The 20,356-nt window shown below is 70.8% G+C and carries 14 protein-coding genes; 6 read left to right on the forward strand and 8 right to left on the reverse strand.

Going from position 1 to position 20,356, the window contains the following annotated elements:
• Positions 1-144 precede the first annotated feature (144 nt).
• The 5 genes from LZ199_RS38010 to LZ199_RS38030 all read left to right on the forward strand — a co-directional run bounded on the left by LZ199_RS38010 (position 145) and on the right by LZ199_RS38030 (position 10,369).
• On the forward strand, positions 145-3,432 hold the full coding sequence (locus tag LZ199_RS38010; RefSeq protein WP_253998692.1) for a carboxypeptidase regulatory-like domain-containing protein: 3,288 nt from the start codon (positions 145-147) through the stop codon (positions 3,430-3,432).
• A gap of 51 nt (positions 3,433-3,483) precedes the next feature.
• Positions 3,484-3,888, forward strand: a complete 405-nt coding sequence (locus LZ199_RS38015; RefSeq protein WP_253998693.1) for a TonB family protein — start codon at positions 3,484-3,486, stop codon at positions 3,886-3,888.
• A 35-nt stretch (positions 3,889-3,923) separates the two neighbouring features.
• Positions 3,924-7,856 (forward strand): hypothetical protein, encoded by a 3,933-nt coding sequence (locus LZ199_RS38020; protein WP_253998694.1) that lies wholly within the window; start codon positions 3,924-3,926, stop codon positions 7,854-7,856.
• Between the two features lie 37 nt (positions 7,857-7,893).
• Complete coding sequence (deoD, locus tag LZ199_RS38025) at positions 7,894-8,619, forward strand: purine-nucleoside phosphorylase (protein WP_253998695.1); 726 nt, start codon at positions 7,894-7,896, stop codon at positions 8,617-8,619.
• Between the two features lie 325 nt (positions 8,620-8,944).
• Positions 8,945-10,369 (forward strand): LysM peptidoglycan-binding domain-containing protein, encoded by a 1,425-nt coding sequence (locus tag LZ199_RS38030; RefSeq protein WP_253998696.1) that lies wholly within the window; start codon positions 8,945-8,947, stop codon positions 10,367-10,369.
• A gap of 133 nt (positions 10,370-10,502) precedes the next feature.
• On the opposite strand, the gene LZ199_RS38035 is transcribed toward LZ199_RS38030, so the two are convergent.
• The 3 genes from LZ199_RS38035 to LZ199_RS38045 are packed head-to-tail and all read right to left on the reverse strand — an operon-like array spanning position 10,503 to position 13,566.
• Positions 10,503-12,323 (reverse strand): caspase family protein, encoded by a 1,821-nt coding sequence (locus tag LZ199_RS38035; RefSeq protein WP_253998739.1) that lies wholly within the window; start codon positions 12,321-12,323, stop codon positions 10,503-10,505.
• The gene (locus tag LZ199_RS38040; protein ID WP_253998697.1) at positions 12,323-13,084 is read right to left on the reverse strand and encodes a DUF4384 domain-containing protein; all 762 of its coding nucleotides are present in this window, start codon (positions 13,082-13,084) and stop codon (positions 12,323-12,325) included. Before LZ199_RS38040 ends, LZ199_RS38035 begins: the two co-directional genes overlap by 1 nt.
• A complete protein-coding gene (locus LZ199_RS38045; protein ID WP_253998698.1) occupies positions 13,081-13,566 on the reverse strand; it encodes an RNA polymerase sigma factor in 486 nt (161 codons plus the stop codon). The genes LZ199_RS38040 and LZ199_RS38045 overlap by 4 nt, the downstream gene beginning before the upstream one ends.
• Positions 13,567-13,668: 102 nt before the next feature.
• On the opposite strand from LZ199_RS38045, the gene LZ199_RS38050 reads away from it, so the two are divergent.
• Positions 13,669-14,547, forward strand: a complete 879-nt coding sequence (locus LZ199_RS38050; protein WP_253998699.1) for an alpha-ketoglutarate-dependent dioxygenase AlkB — start codon at positions 13,669-13,671, stop codon at positions 14,545-14,547.
• Positions 14,548-14,581: 34 nt separating this feature from the next.
• Here the strand turns inward: LZ199_RS38050 and LZ199_RS38055 are convergent, their stop codons facing one another.
• From LZ199_RS38055 to LZ199_RS38075, 5 genes are all read right to left on the reverse strand, one after another.
• The gene (locus LZ199_RS38055; protein ID WP_253998700.1) at positions 14,582-15,838 is read right to left on the reverse strand and encodes a DEAD/DEAH box helicase; all 1,257 of its coding nucleotides are present in this window, start codon (positions 15,836-15,838) and stop codon (positions 14,582-14,584) included.
• A gap of 57 nt (positions 15,839-15,895) precedes the next feature.
• Positions 15,896-16,801, reverse strand: coding sequence for a VWA domain-containing protein (locus LZ199_RS38060; RefSeq protein WP_253998701.1), 906 nt, complete (start codon positions 16,799-16,801; stop codon positions 15,896-15,898).
• Positions 16,802-16,880: 79 nt separating this feature from the next.
• Positions 16,881-18,260: an adenylosuccinate synthetase gene (locus LZ199_RS38065; protein ID WP_253998702.1), complete on the reverse strand. Its 1,380-nt coding sequence runs from the start codon at positions 18,258-18,260 to the stop codon at positions 16,881-16,883.
• Positions 18,257-19,264, reverse strand: a complete 1,008-nt coding sequence (locus tag LZ199_RS38070; protein ID WP_253998703.1) for a VWA domain-containing protein — start codon at positions 19,262-19,264, stop codon at positions 18,257-18,259. The genes LZ199_RS38065 and LZ199_RS38070 overlap by 4 nt, the downstream gene beginning before the upstream one ends.
• Positions 19,265-19,300: 36 nt before the next feature.
• Complete coding sequence (locus LZ199_RS38075) at positions 19,301-20,329, reverse strand: serine/threonine-protein kinase (RefSeq protein WP_253998704.1); 1,029 nt, start codon at positions 20,327-20,329, stop codon at positions 19,301-19,303.
• Between the last annotated feature and the right edge of the window lie 27 nt (positions 20,330-20,356).

Consider the following 20,356-nt stretch of genomic DNA (forward strand, 5'->3'; position numbering starts at 1 on the left):
TGAGCGACATGGCTTGCGTGCGCGGCAAGGAGGCCCGGAGCCCGCGAGCCGCTGCGCATCGTCAGTGAATGGGGCTAGGCTGACCGGAAGGCACAGGGTCATCCGGGGGTGGTCTCGCGCATGTGGCGAAGGCTTGGAATCGGCGTGGGACTTCTGCTCCTGACGACACTCTTCGTGGGCCACTTCCTGCGCGGTGAAGGCGCGGTGGACGGACGTGCGCGTGGCGCGACCTCCTCTGGCGGTGACTCCGAAGGCCGGAGGTCCTCCTGGAGCGCGCTGCTCGCGGCCCCCATCGCTCCCCGAGGCGATGGGATGATGCGAGGCCGGGTGGTCGGCCCCGCAGGTCCTGTCGCAGGTGCGGTCGTGGTGGCCACCGAAGCGACACCGGGCGAGCCGCTGCGCGAACAGCCTTGCGACTGTGGTCGGCCCTGCGAGCTGAAGCTGCTGAGCAGCTCCTGTCGGCCGGAGGGCCTGCTGGCCTGGTTGGAATCAGGCGCGGGAGAGTTGCCACCCCAGGCTCGCGCCACGACGGACGCGGAGGGGCGCTTCACGCTCGCGGGCCTGGCGGCGGGGCAATACTCGGTGTGGGCCGAGGGACCGCGAGGCGTGGGGCTGGCCGAGGACGTCGCCGCGGGCAGTGAGGATATCGAGGTGCGGTTGGGTGGAGGACCTTCGCTGTCGGGCAGGGTGTGGGACGAACTCGAGCAACCGGTGGCGGACGCCCGCGTCACCGCCATCCTCGTCGCGCATCACCGCTCCTTCGAAGTGTCCACGGCGAAGGATGGACGCTTCCAGTTCGAGTCGTTGCCCGTCGGAGACTACAGCGTCCTCGTCTCCAAGGAGGGGATGCTCCCGGAGCACGCGCAGCCCCGTGGAGCCGCCATGCGGCGGTTGTTGGACGTGAGGATGGTGCGCTCACGTCCGCTCTCGGGGCGCGTCGTCATGGGCGAGACACCTGTCCCCGGTGCCCGCGTGACGTGTGGGGGCTCCGAGTGGATTCGGGAGACCGTCGCCGACAACGAGGGTCGCTTCACCTTCGAGGCCCTGCGGCCTGCCCGGTACGCGTTCTCCGCCACCCATGGCGAGGCCTGGGCCGAGGAGCGCGTCGGTCTGGTGCCTGGGAGCGACCCCCCCGAGGTCATACTGGCTCTCGGCAATGCCCGGTTGCTGCCCGGCGAGGTGCGGGACTCCAGAGGGGCGCCCATCGTCGGAGCCAGTGTCTCCGCGTTCTTGGTGACTTCGCCCGACGTTCCCCGGTGGAAGCAGGCGACCACCGACGCTCGCGGGACCTTCTCGTTGGGGCCGGCGGCTCGGGGCCACTACTCCGTCCATGTCGAGGCGACGGGCTTCCTCGACCACCGGGAGGACGTGAGGCTGGCCGCGGACACCGCGCCGCTCGCCATCGTGTTGCGCGACGCCGTCACGGTGGAGGGCGTGGTGGTGGATACGGAGGGACATCCCCTGGCGGGAGCCAACCTCACCCTGATGTTCGCGAGCGACCTGCGCGGCCCTTTCGATGCGTCGGTCCTCGCGAGGGATGACCTGGAGCTGGAGAGCCTCGCGAAGAGTCACGAGGACGGCTCGTTCGTCATCGCCGCCGAGGCCTCGGGGGAGCGTGGCCTGGTCGTCCACCATGATGCCTATCGGTCGACGTGGCTGCCCGTGACGTCACCTCAAAAGGGGCTCCGGGTGGTGCTCGAACAGGGCGCCACGGTGACTGGCGAGGTGCTGAGCGAGACGGGCGAGCCGGTGCTGTCCGCCCACGTGGGCCTGGTGTCACAGCAGCCAGAGGTGAAGCCCTCTGGCGTCAAGCGGGCGCTCACGGATGCGAAGGGCCGCTTCGCGCTCCAGGGCATCGAGGCGGGACAGCATTCTCTCTTTGTCGCCCGGACTGACTCGGACACGGAGCGCCGGTTGGCCACGCGGCTCGAGGTGCGGGGGCGTGAGCCCGTGCATGTGCGCCTCCAGTTCGTCGCGGGGCTGTCTCTCTCCGGCGTCGTCGAGGACGGGGAGGGCCATCCCCTCGAAGGCGTCCTGGTGCGTGCGACGCCGACCGGGAAGGCCGTGGTGGTGGGGGCTCGAGGCGATGATTCCGGCGCTCGTGTCCTGTCGTATCCAGGAGAGGCCTCGGGCAAGACCGACGAGGAGGGGCGCTTCGAGCTGCGCCAGCTCGTTCCGGGGACGTACGCGCTGATGGCGCGACGGGCAGGCCATCAGTTGGATGAGACCCGGAATCGAGGCGCCACGAGGAGCCGGAGCCACCCGATATCCGTGCCGGCCGAGGCGGGTGACTCCGAGGTGCGTCTGGTGATGCGCCGGGATGAGGGCGTCCGGGGGCGGTTGGTCCGTGAGGATGGCACTCCCATCACCCGGTTCCAGCTGTGGGACGCCACCATCACCCACCCACAGGGCGAGTTCTTCCAGCGCACCTACGGCGGCGAGGAGGTGAAGCTCCGTTTCCACGCGACCGGCTTCGCGAGCCTGTCGCTGACAGTGGGCATGACGAAGGGACAGTCGCTGGACCTGGGAGCCGTGGTCCTCCACCCGGGGCGACAGGTCCGGGGGCGCGTGACGGACGCGGCGACGGGAAGGCCCGTGGCGGGGGCCCTGGTGGGCACGGGTGACGTCCCCGAGGATGCCGAGGACTGGGTTCGCGAGACGCGGCTCGACGAGGAGACGGGGGCGGTGAGGACGCGGCAGGACGGCACCTTCATCCTCCCTCATGTGATGGAGCGGCCGTATGCGCTCACCGTGACGCACGCTTCGTATTCGCAGAAGCGCCTGATGCTGGGCGCCGAGCAGGACGAGGTCGCCGTGGCGCTCGACGCGGGGGCCCTGATGAGCGGCACCGTGAGGGGGCTGGGGAACGAGACCGCCACCGTGGTCCTCTCGGCCGAAGCGAGTGGCTTTCGGAGGGAGGTGCCGGTGCTCTCCGGCCGGTTCGAGCAAGGCGGACTCCCGCCAGGGGCCTATGTCGTGGCCGTCAGTGTCGATGTCTCCGAAGAGGAGGAAGCGTTGCCTCCGGTGTTCGTGGCACAGCGGGTCCAGGTCCCCGCCACCGGCACGGTGACGGTGGACTTCGCACCGCGTCAGGATGGGGTGACGCTCCACCTGCGCGTCGCGGGTGCGGGAGAGGACTCCATGGCGGTCCTCGCGCAAGGAACAGTGCCTGTTCCGAGCACGAAGGGAGACATGGCGCAGCTCCTGTCCCTCTACCCGCGCGTGCTGACAAAGGCGGGCGGCGGGTGGACGTTCCGCTCGCAGCCAGAGGGGACCTATACGGTCTTCGTCTTTCGACGCGGTGAGCCGCATCCCTTCAGTTGCGTGCGAGAGGAGTTGACGCTGCCGGGCACGGGGGAGGTGACGCGGGAGCTGACGCCCTCGTGGACGCCGCTGCCGACGATGCTGTTGTTGAGCATGAACTGGTACTGACGGCGCCAGGCCTCTTCGCGGCGCGGTTCCTGGCGACTACGATTGTGCGCCATGTCCCGCCTCCGTCCGCTGTCTCTCGTGGCCCTGCTCGCGTTGGCCTTTGCTCCGCTGGCGCTCGCCGCTGCTGGCACCCCCCAGCTCCAGGCCTTCTTCCAGCCCGAGCTGACCAGCACCAGCTATCAGCAGAAGGCCTACGCCCAGGTCGCCGGCAAGTGGAAGCAGCCGGCGCGCAAGGGATTGCCGGCCGTGGGCCGCAGGACGGTGGTCCAGGCTGTGATTGGCCGCGATGGCAAGCTCGTCACGGTGGTGGTCTCCCAGGAGTCGGGCTCCAAGGTCTGGGATGACGCCGCGCTGGCCGCCGTGAAGAAGGCCGCGCCGTTCGCGCCGCTGCCCAAGGACTACGCGCTGGCCACGCTCGATGCGCACTTCCATGTCGCGTGGGTCGCCGCTCCGTGAATTTCCTCGCGCGCTCGTCCGTCCCGGCCCCATCGATGAAATGCCCGCCCCGCTGCTTCGCGCCCCTGCTCCTGCTCGCGCTCGCCCTGGTGGCCTCGCCCGTCGAAGCGGCACGCAAGCCTCGAAGCATCGAGAGCGCGACGAGCGTCGTCAAACTCTGGTCCGAGTCCCAGCACGTCTACGTGAAGGGGGACGTCGGAGTCTCCGAGGAGCAGCTCGAGGAGCTGGAGGCCTGGCTCGCGACGAACGCGCCCCACTGGACGGTGGTGTTCCTCTGGAGCGCGGCGGGGGAGCGCTTCGTCGACGCGGAGGGGACGCGCTTCACGGGCATCGACGCCGCGCTGCATGCCCTGGGCAAGGGCTTGTCCAATCGCACCCGCTTCGGCGCGCTGAAGCACCCGAGGACGCAGGAGCCGGACGGCGCCGTGTTCCTGGTGTCCCTGGCGGAGAGGAACCTGTCGTACTTCGGCTCGGAGGCGCAGGACCGGCGCAAGGCGGGAGAGGCGCAGTGGAAGGGCGACCTGGATGCTCGGGCCATCGAGGCCATGCGCAATGGCGGGCGCATCATCGACGCGGCGAAGAACACCGTGACGCTCGTCGACTCGCGGGTGGCCACGGCCATCGACCAGGAGGTGGCCGAGCGCGCCCGACTCATCGAGGCCCTGCGCGGCCGGCTCCTGGCGATGCAGACGGAGCTGCCGCGTCTCACGGAGCAACGGCTCGCGGCCTTCGGGACGGCGCTGCCTCCGGGCCTTTCGCGCGCGGCCGTGGACCTCGCAGGCGCGGAGCGGCAGGTCGTCCAGGCCCTGGCATTGCTGACGCCTCCGGAGAAGGCCGGCCTCGCGAAGGCGACGGCGGTGCATGACGGAGTGCGGGCGAGCCTCGACGGGCTGCGTACGGCGCTGGAGGAGCATCGGTCCGCGTCCGAGCGACTGAAGGCGCTGGAGTCCGCGCAGGTGACGCTGGCCGCGAATCCGCTGGCCGCGTTTGCCTCCGAGCGGCTCGCGGAGCTGCTCGCCGCGACGGAGACGGCGCGAGGCGCGGTGCGCGACATGACGCCCGCTCACGGTGCCGCGCTCACCACGGCCGAGGCCGTGCGCGCGAAGGTCACCGAGACGCTGGAGGCGGCGGGGCGGGATGGCCAGCGGCTCAATGCACTGGCGAAGCTGCTGGAGGACCTGGCGGCGAGGCCCGAAGTGGAAGAGTTCCGGGGGGCGCTCGACGAGGCCCGGCTGGCGTGGGGGAAGGCTCGCGAGGCGTTCGTGGCGCGGACTGGCACCTACGGCGTGCTGCTCCGGGCGAGCGAAGAGTCCTACCAGCGGGCCTTCGTGGAGGCGGACGAGGCGCAGCAGGCACGGCGGATGCGCACCGGCGGAGGGGCGGCGGGTGGGGCGGGCCTGCTCATCGCGGGGTTGCTGGCGCGTCGTCGGCGCAACGCGAGCCGGCTCAAGGCCACCGAGCTTCATGCCCGCTGGCGCACGGCCATCGACGAGAAGACGCACGCGCTCTTCGGGCTCCTGGAGCGCACGCACCTGTGCGCCGGTCAGTCCCGCGACGACATCGCGAGGCGCTTCGAGGGCCTCACCCGGGAGCGAGGGCAGCAGCTCGCCTCCGACGTGGACGAGCTGTTCCTCCTCGCCACCGCCGCCGCGCGTGTGCTGCATCGGGCCGAGGACCTGCTCGCCGGCTCCGGGATGACGAACGCGCTGGGGGCCCACCTGGGGACGGCTCGTTACGAGCAGGTCACCCGCCTGCTGCGCGACGAGCCCATCGTCTTCCACCCCGACGAGGGCGTGGAGGGCGTGCTCCGTGGGCCACGCACCGACGCGCAGCGACTCATCGGAGACCTGAAGAGCTATCAGCCCTTCTCGCTCTCCTTCGAGGCCTTGCTGGAGGCATTCAACACCCACGCCGAGCGGGCCCTGGTGTTGTTGGTCTCCCTGGAGACGGCTTCATTCACTTCAGTGGAGGCGCTGACCGCGCTGAAGGACTTCATCGCCGAGCTGGGGGAGGGTGCTCCCGGGGACGCGGTGCTGCGCGTGAGGGAGGTCACCGGTCAGGTTGTGCCGTGCCTGGATGCGCTCGTGAAGCAGGCCCGGCCCTTGTTGAAGGCGGACCCGCTCGCCGCGCTGGAGGGGCCGCTCGCGGAGGGTGGACGGCGGATGGTGGATGCGCGGGCCCTCATGGCGGTGCTGGCCTCGGCATCGCGCGAGGTGCTCCCGGTGGTGTCTCGAGCGGGGCGGGCGCTCGAGGACGCGGGCCTGTCGCGTCGGTGGTTGGATGACGCCATCGCCGCGTTGGGGCACACGGCGGAGGAGACGGCGAAGACGCTGGTGGAGCGGCCAGCGAAGGAAGCCGTGGAGTCGCTGGAGAAGTCCTTCGCGGCCCTGGCCACGCGAGCGAGTGAAGCGGAGGAGCTGGTGGCGCTCGCGGCCCGGGCCCGTGATGCCCTGGCGCGCGTGGAGCTGGAGACGGCCACGGCCCGCGAGGAGCTGGGGACGTCGATGGACAAGCCCGCCTCGGCGATGCTGCATGAGAAGGACGCCGACCCGTCGGACCGGCACGCCTTGGGTGCGGGCTCGCTGCACGAGGCACGCGAGGCGCTCGGGGATGGGAAGTTGGATGCCGCGCTCGCGGGACTCACGGCCGCGTTGACGCGCGTGGGAGAGGTGGAGGCGCTCCTCGCTGGCAGTCGCGAAGCCCTGAAGACCTTCGCCGCGCGTCGTGACGCGTGTCGCGCGGACGCCCGGCGTCTGGAGGCTCGCGTGGCGGACGGCACGGTGCTGCTGGAGGCGCTGACTCGTCGCTATCGCCCCTCCGCGCTGCGCCTGCGGCCGGAGGACCCGGTGCATCCGGAGGCCAATGGCACGGTGCAGGACAACGTCTCCGAGGTCGCCACCCATCTCGGCGAGGCGGCGAAGCGCCTGACGGAGTCGGAGCTGGCCCATGCGGAGGCCCGGTTGCTGGCCTCCGCCGCGCTGCTGTCGGTCGTGGAGGCGCGGCACGCCCAGGCCCACGTCCGGCTCGACGAGGTCGACGAGAAGTCGAGGCGGCTCCAGTCCGTGGAGGAGGGCAATGCCAGGACGCTCCTGCTCGCCCAGGGGCTGAGCGCGGCGTGTGACGCCGACGCGTCGGACGCGCGCACGATGCAGCCCACGCACAAGGCCCGGGAGACTGCCCGGCAGGTCCTCCTGGCGGCGGTGACAGCGGCGGAGTCACGGCCCGCGGATCCCTTCGACGCCGCCGAGCGCCTCGTCTCCGCCTGTCTTTCAATGGAGCAGGTGCGGCAGGCCGCCGCGTCTGACCGGGCCCACCATGCCCAGGCGGAGGAGAGCCTGGCCTCGGCCGACCGCGCCGTGTCCTCCGCGGACCGGTGGATTCGTCAGGCCGCCAACGACGGCATCGGCGACAGCCGCGCGACGACGGCGGCCATCAGCGGCCTGACCACCCTGCGTCGCGAGCTCGATTCGACGAAGAAGGCCTTCGCGCAGCCCCATGGAGACTGGCTGGCCTTCGACAGGACCGCGGACCGCATCGCCTCCGAGGCCGCGCGCAAGACGGCGGACCTGCGGGGCGAGCTTCGCGCCGCGGAGGAGGCCTCTGACGCCATCCGGTCCGCCGCCAGCCTGGTGCAGTCCGCCGCGACGTGGATGGGGAGGGCGGGGGGCGCCCAGCTCGACGCCGCGCGCCGCTCGCTCGACAGGGGGCTCTACGAGGAGGCTCTCCGGTCCGCGGACGCGGCGACCCGCGAGGCTCGCGATGCCATCGAGGAGGCCGAGCGCGAGGCCGAGCGCGAGGAGGAGCGTCGTCGCGACGAGGCCCGTGCGAGGGCTCGCGCGGCGTCGTCCTTCTCCAGCTCCTCTTCTTCCGGCTCCTCGTCTTCGAGCAGCGGCTCCGGCTTCTCCAGCTCTTCCTACGGCAGCGGTTCTTCGGGGAGCGGCTCGGGCTTCGGCAGTTCGAGTTGGTAATCGCGGGCAGGCGCACGGACGGTTATGGTGCGCCCCCATGGCAACTCCTCATATCTCCGCGGCACCCGGCGACTTCGCCGACGTGGTGCTGATGCCCGGTGACCCCCTCCGGGCTCGCTATATCTCCGAGCGCTTCCTGACGGACGCCCAGGGCGTCACCTCGGTGCGCAACATGTTCGGCTTCACCGGCACCTATCAGGGCCGCCGCGTCTCGGTGATGGGACACGGCATGGGGGTGCCGTCCATCTCCATCTACGCCACCGAGCTGGTCAAGGTGTACGGCGCCCGCGTGCTCATCCGCGTGGGGAGCTGCGGCGCGCTCCGCCCGGACGTGAAGCTGCGGGACGTCATCGTCGCCACCGGGGCGGGCACCGACTCGAAGGTGAACCGGATGCGGCTCCTGGACCACGACTTCGCGGCCGTGCCGGACTTCCAGCTCGCCCGGTGGGCGATGGAGGCGGCGGAGCGGCGGAACAAGGCCGTGCGCGCGGGCACCGTCTTCACCTCGGACTTGTTCTACCACCCGCAAGAGCAGCTCACCGCCGCGCTGGTGCGCATGGGCGTGCTGGCCATCGAGATGGAGGTTGCTGGCCTGTATGGCGTAGCAGCCGAGTTCGGGGCGCGTGCCCTGGCCCTGCTCACCGTGTCGGACCACCTCCAGACGGGTGAGGCCCTCTCTCCCCAGGACCGGCAGACCTCGTTCGACGAGATGATTGAGCTGGCGCTCGACGTGGCCCTCAAGGTGCCGGCTCCGACGCCCTGACGCGGACAGTCGCACGCGGGAAGTGTGGCCTCGGCCACGCCCGGAGCGCCCCCCGGGGCAGGGGGGGCGCCAAAAAATCTGGGAGGGGCTTTGTGCTCGAACGATTCTCGGGCCATCCTTCGGCCCGGTGCGTTACCCCCTCTGGCTCCTATTGGTTTGCGCCGGCTGTGCCGCGCGCGTGGTTCCCCCCTCTGGCGGCGAGTCCGCCCTGGCGTCCGTGCGTTCGGAAGGCCTGACGCCCGCGCGAGAACAGGTGCCGCCGGCACAGGTCTCAGCCGTGCCGGGAGTTCCGGCAGCGGGAGCGACCGCTGAGGCCGCGGCCGTCGTGGCCGAGGCCTCCGACGAGAGCTGCGCGCTGTCGGCGGAAGACCTGGAGGACGAGGCGGCGGAAGCCGGCGAGGGTGAGGGCGACGACGGCGAGGGCGAGACGCCGACGGTGGGTGGTGAGGTGCCCACGGGGCCGGTGTACTCGGCGGAGATCTCCGATGAGGACCTGACGCGACGCTGGAAGGAAGACATCGCGTCGCTCGGCTCCATGGCGGTGGGCTTCGCGCACAGCGGGCGGCTGGTGAACTCGGTGCAGTTCCCCAAGGGCGACGACTGGGTTGTGGTCTCGCCGGAGATCGCGTGGGGCACGCAGGAGAGCATCGACTACCTGGTGACGGCCATTCGCGAGGTGCGCGCGAAGTACCCGGAGGCGCCGCCCATCCGCGTCAACGGCATCAGCAACAAGGAGGGTGGCTACAAGCGTCCTCACAAGAGCCACCAGAACGGCCGGGACGTGGACGTCGGCTTCTACTACCCGACGGTGGACCCCATCCGGGAGCGTGAGCGCGAGCGGTACATCAACGTGCCGCTCAACTGGGCGTTCATCCGGGCGGTGGTGACGAAGACGGACATCCAGCTCATCCTCGTGGACAAGCGCGTGCAGAAGGTCCTGTACGAGCATGCGCTGGCGGTGGGTGAGGACAAGGCGTGGTTGGACTCGTTGTTCAGCCCGGTGGGCATCATCCGGCACGCGCGTCGGCATCGGGACCACTTCCATCTGCGGTTCCACAACCCGAGGGCGCAGGAGCTGGGGCGTCGCGTGCAGCCGCTCCTGTCGTTGCAGCCCGAGCACAACGTGATGCTGCACCGCGTGCGCTCTGGAGACACGCTGGGCGGTATCGCGCTGAAGTACGGGTCGACGGTGTCGATGATTCGCAAGGCGAACCGCATGAAGAACAACTTCCTGCGTGCTGGCCAGCGGTTGTCGGTGCCGCTGCGGGGACCGTGCACGAACTGCCCGGTGCCGCCGCCGTTCGTGCTGCCGCCCCGGCAACTGCCGCCCGAGACGCAGGCTCCCGCCGTGGCCGCCGCCTCCAGCGCCGCGCCCGTCGTGGAGACGGCGCTGGCGACGAACTGCGCGAAGCCCATGCCGGTGGTCGAGGTCGTGAAGCCCGCTGGCGCCGCGCCTGTCGCCGAGGCGGTGAAGCCCGCCGCCGCGCCTGTCGCTGAGGCGGTGAAGCCCGCTGTCGCGCCTGTCGCTGAGGCGGTGAAGCCCGCCGCCGCGCCCGTTGCCGAAGCTCGCAATCCTGCGCTCGACCCGGCGGTGCACACCACGGTTCCTGTCGCCGCGTCGGCGCAGGCCGCCGGCATGCCCGTGTCCGAGTCGGCGCCGTCCGCCGCAGCCACGGTGAGTCCCCCGTCAGCAGCCTCTCCGCACGGTGCCTCGGAAGGTTCGTCCGCGGGCATCTCCCACGGACGCTAAGCGTCGAGTGCTTCGCTAGTCCCATGGCCGAGTCGGCGCCGTCCGATGCCGCCTCGGCCAGTCTTCCTGTCAGCGGCCTCTCCGCATGGTGCCTCGGAGGGGTCGTCCGCAGGCATCTCCCACGGGCGCTTCGTCAGAAGCGGGTCTTCACGCCCAGCTCCAGGCTGGGCAGGAACTTCACCTCGGAGAAGTCGTTCACGCGCAGGACGGCCAGGGGCAGCCGCCCTCCAAGGCTCAGCGCCAGCTCCGGCATGAGGTACATGGAGATGGACGCCATGGGCGCGACAGCCGGCCCCACCGTCCACCCCGTGTTGCCGGACTTGGACTGCACGACGAGCTGCAAGCTCGCCTCGACACCTCCGGCGAACTCCACGATGCGCGACCGCTTCCGCCACGCGTAGCCCACGCCGAACCCGGTGATGAACTCGCGGTTCTCTTCCTGCGGGCCCTGGCCCATCTGGAGCGAGAACGTCATTCCGCTCGCCTCGGCCCGAGTGGTCTCCAGCCGGAACGCCAGCAAGGCTCCACCCACCTCGAGCGCCGAGTGGCGCACGCCCACCGCCAGGCTCACCTCACGGGGGCCGGAAGGGCCTGGCGGGCGAGACATGGGCAGCGGCGGCGGCGGCAGGGCCTGCTCCAGCACCGGCTGCTCGGCGGCGAGCGCCGCGGCTGGCTCCGGAGTCGAAACGGGCGTCACCAAGGCCATCGCCGCCGCCTCCTCCATGGCCCGACGCAGGGTGGCCGTCTCCCAGGGCCGAGGCTCCTCCGGCGGCACCTTCTTGTCCGACTGCGCCCCCGACGTCTGCCTGGGTTTCACCGGCGTCTCCGACGGTGACTCCGGCCAGTTCCACTCCTCGGGCGAGGCCGACACGGCCGTCCGGGGCGCGGGGTCCTCGCCCCCCTTCGTGCCACCCACGCTGGACGCGGGTGCCACGGGCTGCAAATCCTCCCACCGCACCTTCAGCACCTGGCCCGCCGGCGCGCGCAAGGTGGCCTGGTGCTGCTTGCCCGCCCGCCACGCCCGCAGCTCGTAGTCGCCAGGAGGCACCGCGAGCCGAGGCACCGCGCCCGGCCCCAGCTCCGCGAGCACCTGTCCCCGGCCGGGGCGCAGCAGCAACGCGCGCTCGAAGTCGTTGGGCAGCTCCAGCGCCGTGCCCGGGCTGGGAAGCTGCGTGAGGATGAGCTCGCCCTTGCCCGTCAGCCGGTAGTCATACGCGGGATGCTGCGCGCCCGTCAGCACGTCCGCCGTGGCGGAGACGGTATGCGCATACGCGTACTGATACGCCTCCGCCAGCGTCACCAGTCCATCGCCGGAAGCATCCGCCGCCCCGCGCAACCCGGACACCAGATGGTGCGTGAAGAGCGAGCCGCCCACCTCGCGAGACTCCAGCGCCAGCTCGTCCTCCGCGCTGGAGGTGAGCAGCGCATGGCCGGTGCTGTGCACCTCGTCCGTCAAGCGCAGCTCGAACGAGGGGCCCGGACGTCCCCCCTTGAAGCGCAGCAGCGCGCCGCTGCGGCAGCTGTCGACGATGGCGAGCCGCACATCCGCGTGCGTCGCGTCCAGCCACCGCCGCAGGTCCGCATACAACAAGCGCTCCGTGCCCAGCTCCAGGGCCACGCCATCCGAGTGCCCCGAGAAGTAGAAGAGCAACACCACCCGCGTGTCCGGCAGGCCGCGCAGCGAGTCCACCTTCTTCGTCGCGGCGTCCAACGCGGCGCGCACCGTGGTCAGGTCCTGGCCCTGCAGGACCATGAGGTCCGAGGTCGGCACGTCCCCCAGCTCGGAGAGCACGCCAGCGAGCTTGACGGCGTCGGCCTCGGCGTACCGCAGAGGAGGTCGCTCACCGCTGCCCACGTTGTGGCCCACCAGCACCGCGATGCGCCGCGTCCCCGCCTCGGCGGGAGAGGTGGCGCAGACAAGGAGGGCGAGGAGGAAGCAGCGGATGGAGGTCATCACGGCTGGGTCTTCTCGAAGAGGAAGGAGGCCTGCGCCCCGGCGGGAACCGGCAACCGCGCGCGGTCCCGGATGACGTCAGCCCCTCCGGCCGACAGCTCACGCAGAGCGGGAGCCACGGACTCGAACGACAGGGGCTTGCGAGAGAACAGGGCGAACACTCGCTCGGGGCCCGGTGCGCTGTCGAGCACCACGCTCCCCGGAATCTCCAGCGGCATCCCGCGCGAGGGCAAGAGGCCGCTCTCGGTGCCACCAAAGGGGAAGTAGGTGCTCACCTGTCCCGCCCCATCCACCGACACCACGAGCACGTAGGGCAATCCCAGCCCCTCGACGACGAAGCGCACCTGGTCACCGGGGGCCAGCGCCTCGCCTTCCTCCACCTTCCAGGTGCGCTCGCCCCTGTGAGCGAAGAGCTGGAGCGCCGCGCCTCCCTTGAGGGCGTACTGAGGCTCCTCGGGCGGCCTGGGCACCGCGACGAGCACGAGCAGCAGCACCACGGCCGAGGACAGGGCGAGGGCGGGGGCCCACCACCGCCAGCGAGGCCCCCAGGGGGACACGCGCGTGGGGAGCCGGTCAGCGCGGGGAAGGACGTACGCCGTGAAGTGCCGGCGGTGCGACGCCAGCTCCTCCGCGCGGGTGCGACAGGTGAGACAGGCGTCCAGGTGGGCCTGGGTGGCATCGCGCTCCTGGGGGGAGAGCGCATCCATCGCGAGGGCGTCCAGCTTGAGGCTGGAGACATGGGAGGGGGCGGCATTCATCATGAGGGGGGCCTCCCGGCGAGCGCGTGCGCGTGCCGGTGGAAGTCTGCGAGCCGGTTGACGACGGTGCGACGGGAGATACCGAGCACCTGGGCCACCTCGTCCTGGGTCATCCCATCGGCGAGGTGCAGCCAGGCGACCTCGGCCACCTTGGGGGGCGCGGTGGAGATGAGGCGGCGAGCGAGGTCCCGGCTCTCCAGGAGGCGCTCGGCATCGACGCCCGGAGTCTCGGGCAGGTCTCCGACGGGCACGGCGCGGCGGCGCCTGTCGCGGGCCTGGTTGAGGCAGTAGTTGGTGGCCACGCGGTAGATCCACGCGAGGGCATGGTGGGCGTCGGGGGCGCGGTCCAGCTGGCGGTGCAGGCGAAGGAAGGTCTCCTGGGCCGCGTCCGCCGCCGCGGCGTCGTCGCCCAGAATCTGCCGACAGCGGGCATACAGGGCGGGCCCGTAGGTGCGGTACAGCGAGTGGAGGCGATCTTCGGACATGGTGGGTTTCTGAATTTCCGGCCTCCCTACCAACACCCGGGTTGTCCGGATTGCGCAACAGGCGCTGCGGACCCGAGCGGGTGTGGTAGCACGGGGCCGCCCATGGCCCTTCCCCCCCGCCGTGGCCCCTCGCTGGCCCACAAGGCCCGCCAGCGCACTCCGGGTCACCACTACAACGCGAGCTTCCTGTCCGCCGTGGACCGGACGGACATCCTGAGCTGGCTCGGGGGCCTCCACCCGCTGTGGGAGGAGCGCTACTCCAAGCACTTCCCACCCCCGCCGGGGCAGCAGCAGCGGCGCCTCCTGCGGCCGGTGTACTGGCTGGGGAACTGGCAGTTCGCGTGCCTGGACTACTACCGCCCTCCGAAGGGCCTCTTGAACCGGTGCGTGAAGGCGGAGCCCTTCCCGTCAGTCCTCCAGCGCCAGGTGGACAAAATCGAGGCGCTGGCGCGGCGCATGTTCCGGGGCCCGGACATGCCCAAGGGCTGGCACCTCAACACCTGTCTGGTGAACTTCTACGGCAGCCGGCTGGAAGAGGACCGCTGGGTGGACACGGCGCGGGTGGGCGAGCACAAGGACTTCGAGCCGGGGCCGGTGGCCTCGCTGTCCTTCGGCGAGCGGGCACTCATCCAGTTCGTCACGTCCTCGCGGCCCGGTGAGCGCGACGCGGTGGTGCTGGAGCAGTGGCTGGATGACGGCTCGCTGGAGCTGTTCGGCGGGACGCGGTGGAAGGAGGAGACGTTCCACCGGGTGCAGCGCGTGGACACGCGCGACGGACATGACCTGGCGCCGAAGCTGCCGGACTTCCGCACGCGGCGCATCAACCTGACGTTCCGCTACGTGCCGGACATGCACGTGATTCCCTTCGCGAAGCTGTCCGACGAGGCGCGCGAGGACGTGCGCGGCTACATGGCGGAGCTCGCGAAGGGCAGCGCCTTCTTCCGTGAGGAGCTGGCCCGGGAGCGCCCCGCGTCCCCTTGAAGGAGCGAGTCACTGCCTCGGGCCCGCTGCCCGCTCAGCGCTGCTTGCGATGCGTCCGCGCGTGGCGTCCCGCGGGCTGTCGCTGCTCGCGCTGGGGCGGCGCCTCCGAGTCCTGCTGAGGCGGGCCCGGGTCCTTCTGCGAGGCGACGAACTGGTTCCACGCCTCCCGGAACACGGGGGAGTCGCGAGGCACCTGCACGCGGGGAATCTGCCCGCGCATGATGCGCTCGATTTGCGCGACGACGGCCTTGTCCTTGGACGTGGCGAAGGTGGAGGCCACGCCGCTGGCCTGCGCGCGCGCGGTGCGGCCGATGCGGTGCACGTAGTCCTCGGGGGAGTGGGGCAAGTCGTAGTTGATGACCTGTCCCACGTCCTCCACGTCCAGGCCGCGCGCGGCGATGTCCGTGGCGACGAGGCACCGGTAGGTCCCCTTGCGGAAGCCCTCCATCGCCTGGCGACGCTGGTTCTGCGTCCGGTCCGCGTGCAGCACCGCGCTCTTGTGGCCCGCGCGCTGGAGGGTGCGCAGCACCTTGTCCGCCCGCTCCTTCGTCTTGGCGAAGACGAGCGCGGTGGCCTCGTCCTCCGCGAGCAGCGTCAGCAGCAGCGCGGACTTCTCCTCCGGCTTGACGACGTAGAGCCGCTGCTCGGCCCGCTCGGCGGGAGTGCCGCTGCGAGTCACCTCCACGCGCACGGGACGGTACAGCCGCTCGCGGGCGAACTCGGTGACGTCCGGCCCCAGCGTCGCGGAGAACAGCAGCGTCTGCCGACGGCGGGGCAGGGCCTCGAAGATGCGCTCGAGTTGCGGGAAGAAGCCCATGTCGAGCATCCGGTCCGCCTCGTCGAGCACCAGGGCCTCCAGCTTGCTGAAGTCCACCATCCCGTTCTCCAGCAGGTCCACCAGGCGGCCAGGCGTGGCGAGCACGAAGGTGGGCTGGGCCTTGAGCGCCTCCACCTGGGCGCCCATGTCCTCGCCGCCGATGACCACGGTGTGCGTCAGGCCGCGGGCCTCGGCGAAGACCTGCACGGGCTCGGAGATCTGCTGGATGAGCTCGCGGGTGGGGGCGAGCACCAGGCCGAGCGTGCCCTTCTTGCTGTGGAAGCGCTCCACGAGGGGCAGCACATAGGCGGCCGTCTTGCCCGTGCCGGTGGCCGCACAGCCGATGATGTCCTTGCCCGAGAGGGCCGGGGGAATCGCCTGGGATTGGATGGGAGTGGGCTGCGTGAAGCGCACCCGGCGCAGGGCGCCGAGGGTGGCTTTGGACAGTCCGAGCCGGTCGAAGGATTCACTCACGGCTTCGGGGTATCACGGCGCGAGGCTCCGTGGGAAAGAGCCTCGGCCGACACTGTCCTACGTCGTGGTCCGCAGCTTCTGGGCCCAGGGCTCCAGGGCCCGGAGGATGCCCTTCACCCGCTCGGGGGACTTGCCTCCGTCCCGCAGTCGCTTGGCGACGGCGTCGAGGTGGGGGACGGCGCGCTCGGTGAGGGCCACGAGGGCGGCGGCCACGTCACAGGTATCCACCGCGTCGTCCATGCAGATGACCCTGTCCCCCATGACGTTGCGCCAGTACGCCTCGCAGTAGCCCCGACGCCGCTGGTCCGGGATGAGGAAGAACGGGTGGAACGTGCGCTCCAGCCGTTGGACGGTCTGGGCGATGGGCATGTCCTTGTCGAGGGAGTCGCCGATGAGGCCTTTCGCCTGGGCCATGGACACCTTGTCCAGGGCGGGCTCGTCACCCGTCATGAAGAAGTAGCCCTTCTTCCCGCGCTTCTCGAAGCAGTCCATCGCGGTGTGCTCGGCGGCGAAGTACATGCCCAGCTCGTACGACTCGCCGGGGTTCGAGCCACCGCCGCGCTCCAGGAACATCCAGGTGAGCCACTGGTCCAACTGGTTCTCGGACGACTCGAACTGGCCCACTTGGAGCGGGGCGCGGTCGAAGAACGCGTCACCCACGGCCATGAAGAGCACCTGCGGGTCGGGGATGCCCGCCTCCATCAGGTCCTTCATGAAGGAGGGGAACGTCTGGCGCGCGAGGATTTCGGGGATGTTGCCCATGGAGCCCGTCACGTCGAGCGCCATGACGACGGCGAGCGAGTTCGGATGCGCCGCGCTGTCGCGGCTCTCACGGAACTTCACCCCCAGGGGGTCCATCTGGGGATGGCAGGCGCGCTGCTTGAACACTTCCTGAGGCGGAAGCTCGCTGCGAGCCCGCGTCATCGCCTCATGTGCCTTGTGGCTGTAACTCCCGTAACCCATGGTTGCTCGACCCCCTCGGTGGTGACACCGCGAAGGTACGTCGCGGCGCTCCGAAGCTAGCCCGGACGGCGCGCCCTCGTCAGCCCCGGGAGCGCTTGTCCCGGGCCCGGGGGCCCTGGGACGTCACCGAGACGCGCACGCCCAGGTTCGCCTCCACCCAGGTGACGAAGCGCTGCGTCCGGGTGTCGGCGGTGTCTCCCAGCTCAAGCGTCGTCTGCTCGGGAGTACAGCGGGCGAGCGCCGCGGTGAGGCGTGCCTGCCAGGCGAGGTCCTGGGCCGCGCCGGGGCGTAGCGCGGTGATGCGACCGGCCGCGTCGCGCAGCACGAGGGCCTCGTCTTCCGGGGGGCCTGGAGGTGCGTGGTACGCGGAGCACACGGACCAGTGCGGGGTGAGCCTGTCCACATGCGTCACGGCGAGCGAGTCCACGCCGCCGCAGACCTGGAGCGCATAGCGTCCGAGGACCGCATCGAACGCGCCCACACGGAAGCCGCCCTGCCAGCCCTCGGCGGTGTTGTGAGGCTCGGGTACGGAGGGCGCGAGCGACGGCTCCTCGGTGGGGAAGGGCCCTTCTCCGTGGCGCGTGGCATAGGCGCGAAGCACGCCGAGGCGATGCACGTCACCGTCAAAGCCCTGCTCGCGCAGCAGCGCCAGGGCCGGCTCGAAGGTGCAGGTGCTCCAGGTGGTGTGGGGATGGAAGCCGCGCCACTCATCCAGGAGGACGCCCTGCGCGCCTTCAAAGACGGTGTGGCCCTGGCGCAGCTGTGCACCGAGCCAGTCGTCGCCCACCACGCGCTGCTCGGGATGGATGACGTGCACGGCCTCCACCCATCGCGATGGGATGTCGGAGTCCTCCAGCAACGCCAGCTCCTGCGCGGCGTCGGGATGGCCCAGGGCGGAGTGCCGCACGTCGACATCCTCCGCGCGGAGTCGCTCCTGCGCGGCGCGAGCCTTTCTCAACAGGACCGCCGGCCGACACAGGTCTCCAGCGAGGACGGTAGCTTCAGGATGCGCGAGCGCATCTCGCACCGTCTCGCCCACGCCCACGCCGCAGGTGCCATGTCGATTCGCGCCTCGGCTCAATTCGCGCAGCCGGCCGATGGCTTGATGGAACGGAGTGATGACGCGAGCACGCTCACTCACCGTCACGCGCGCCAATCCGTCCGGCACACCGCTGTCCGCGAGGTACTGCGCTTCCACATGAAGAGCCAGCGGATGGAAGACGGTGGAGTGCGCCAGATGCGTGGCGACGCCAGGGACGAAGGAGCCCGCGCCGAGCTGCGAGAAGGTGTGGTGCCGACCGTCATCGGTGACGACGTTGTGGCCCGCTTGCGCGCCTCCGTTGAAGCGCACGACGAGGCGCGCGTCATGCCGTCGCACCAGCCAGTCCGTGAGCGTGCCCTTGCCCGCGTCGCCGAAGCCGAGGTCGACGACGACGTGGGCCGAGCGGGGCGCCTTCATCGCTCGTCGAGAGGGCTGCGCCGGGGGCCGGGGATGCGCCGGTGACCGGAGTTGTAGTCATTCGTCGGCACCGGCTCATCCTCCAGCCGAGGCTGCGGCGTCCCGTCTCTCCCCAGCGTCGCGGCGAAGGAGGTCAGCGCGCGGATGACGGCGCCGCGTCGGGCCCGCTCCAGTCCACCCTTCTCCAGATGTCGGGCCAGCGCGTCCAGGTCGGGGATGGCGCCCTCGCACAGGCCCACGAGGCTTGACGCGACATCCACCGTGTCGCTGGGGTCCTCCATGCAGATGACGCGGTCCCCGAGCAGCTCCCGCCACTCCCGCTCGCAGTTGCGACGGCGAGCGAGGTCGGGGATGAGGAAGAACGGCTCGAAGCCGACCTGGAGCTCCTCCACCACCTGTCGCACGGGCAGGTCCTCGTCCAGCGTGTCGCCGATGAGGGACGCGACCTGCTTGCGGGAGACGTACCCGTAGGGGCGCTCGTCGCCCGTCATGAAGAAGTAGCCCCGGTGCTTGCGCTTGCGCCAGCAGTCCAGGTCCGTGTGGCGCGCGGCGAAGTACATGCCCAACTCGTAGGACTCGGTGCCGGGCGTGCCGCCGCCGCCTTCCAGGTAGCTGGACGTCAGCCACTGGTCCATCTGCCGCTCGGAGGACTCGAACTGGCCCACCTGGAGCGGAGCGTGGTCGCTGTTCGCGTCGCCCACCGCCATGAAGAGCACCTGCGGGTCGGGGATGCCCACGTCCATCAGCGACTTCATGAAGTCGGGCAGCCGGCGCCGCGCGAGCAGCTCCGGGATGGAGCCCATGGAGCCCGTCACGTCGAGGGCGAAGACGATGCCCAGCGACTTGGAATGCGCTTCGCTGTCGCGACTCTCCCGCCACTTCACGCCGTGCGGGTCCATCAGCGGATGACAGCGCTCCTGCTTGAAGACGCGCTGGCGGGGGACTTCCTCACGCGCCCGGGTGAAGGCCGCGTGTGCCGCGTGGCTGTAGCTCCCGTAACCCATGGCTCGACTCTCCTTCCACGCGCGGCCAGGCCGCGCTCAACGCCACCCAGGCAGGGTGAAGGGAACGTAACTCGGCGGACCGAAGGCCTCTTGCGCGGCGGCGGACACCAACTCCTTCACGCTCCACGCATCGACCTCCAGTCCACTTCCTCCCGAGGTCGTGTGCTGCGCGCGCAGCAGCTCCGCCAGGGGCGCCGGCACGTGCGACGGCACCGAGCCCGTCGCCGGGTCTCCACCGAGCACCCAGGCGATGGAGCGCGCGCACATCGCCACGTCCGACGCCGGAGTGGGCACGCCTTTTCCGTCCCACATCGCATCGAAATAGAAGTCCCGGTGCGACGCGCTGGTGGCGACCAGGGACTGAAGGTTGCGAATCTTTCCGGCGCTGGACCAGCCGACCAGCATCAAGCCGTGGTCTCTGGGTTGGACGAGCAGGTGGGGCGGCAGCACCGCGCCGTGGGTGTAGCCCGCGCGATGCACGAAGCCCAACAGCTCCAGCGCGCGCTTCCACATCCACACCGCGGCGCGCGGGTCGACACCGTCGGGGTACACCTCGCGCAGCTCGGAGAAGGTGTGCTGGAAGCCGCTCGTCCAGCGGTACACCAGCGCCGCGCGGGCGATGCCCTCCGGGTCCTTCACGGTGCCGCGCGCCACGGGCTGGGGGAGCAGGCGCGTGAAGTACTCGGCGCCCTGGGCGTTGGTGCGCTGCAGGTCCTCCAGCACTTCGTACTCGTGGGCGAGCAAATCCTTGTCGACGAGGGCGCGGGCCACCTTGAGCACCACCAACTCGGTGATGCGCGAGTCGCGGCGCGCGAGGAACACGTCACTGCCGTCACCCCGGCCCAGGCGTCCGAGCAGCACGTAGCGCGTGTTCGCCACGGTGACGCGAGGCCGGTCCGGAGCGAAGGGCGGGTCGTCCGCGGGGCGAGCGGGCTTGGGCCAGATGGCCGCGCCCTTCGCGGATACCATGGCACCGCAGTAGTCACAGGTGAGGATGCCATTCGGCGAGGACGGGGGCGGGAGCTTCGCGCCACAACCCGGACACTTCAAAAGCTGTAGTTCCATCCACCCCTCACGCAGTGCAGGACGAGC

Source organism: Myxococcus qinghaiensis, from assembly GCF_024198215.1.
GTDB lineage: Bacteria > Myxococcota > Myxococcia > Myxococcales > Myxococcaceae > Myxococcus > Myxococcus qinghaiensis.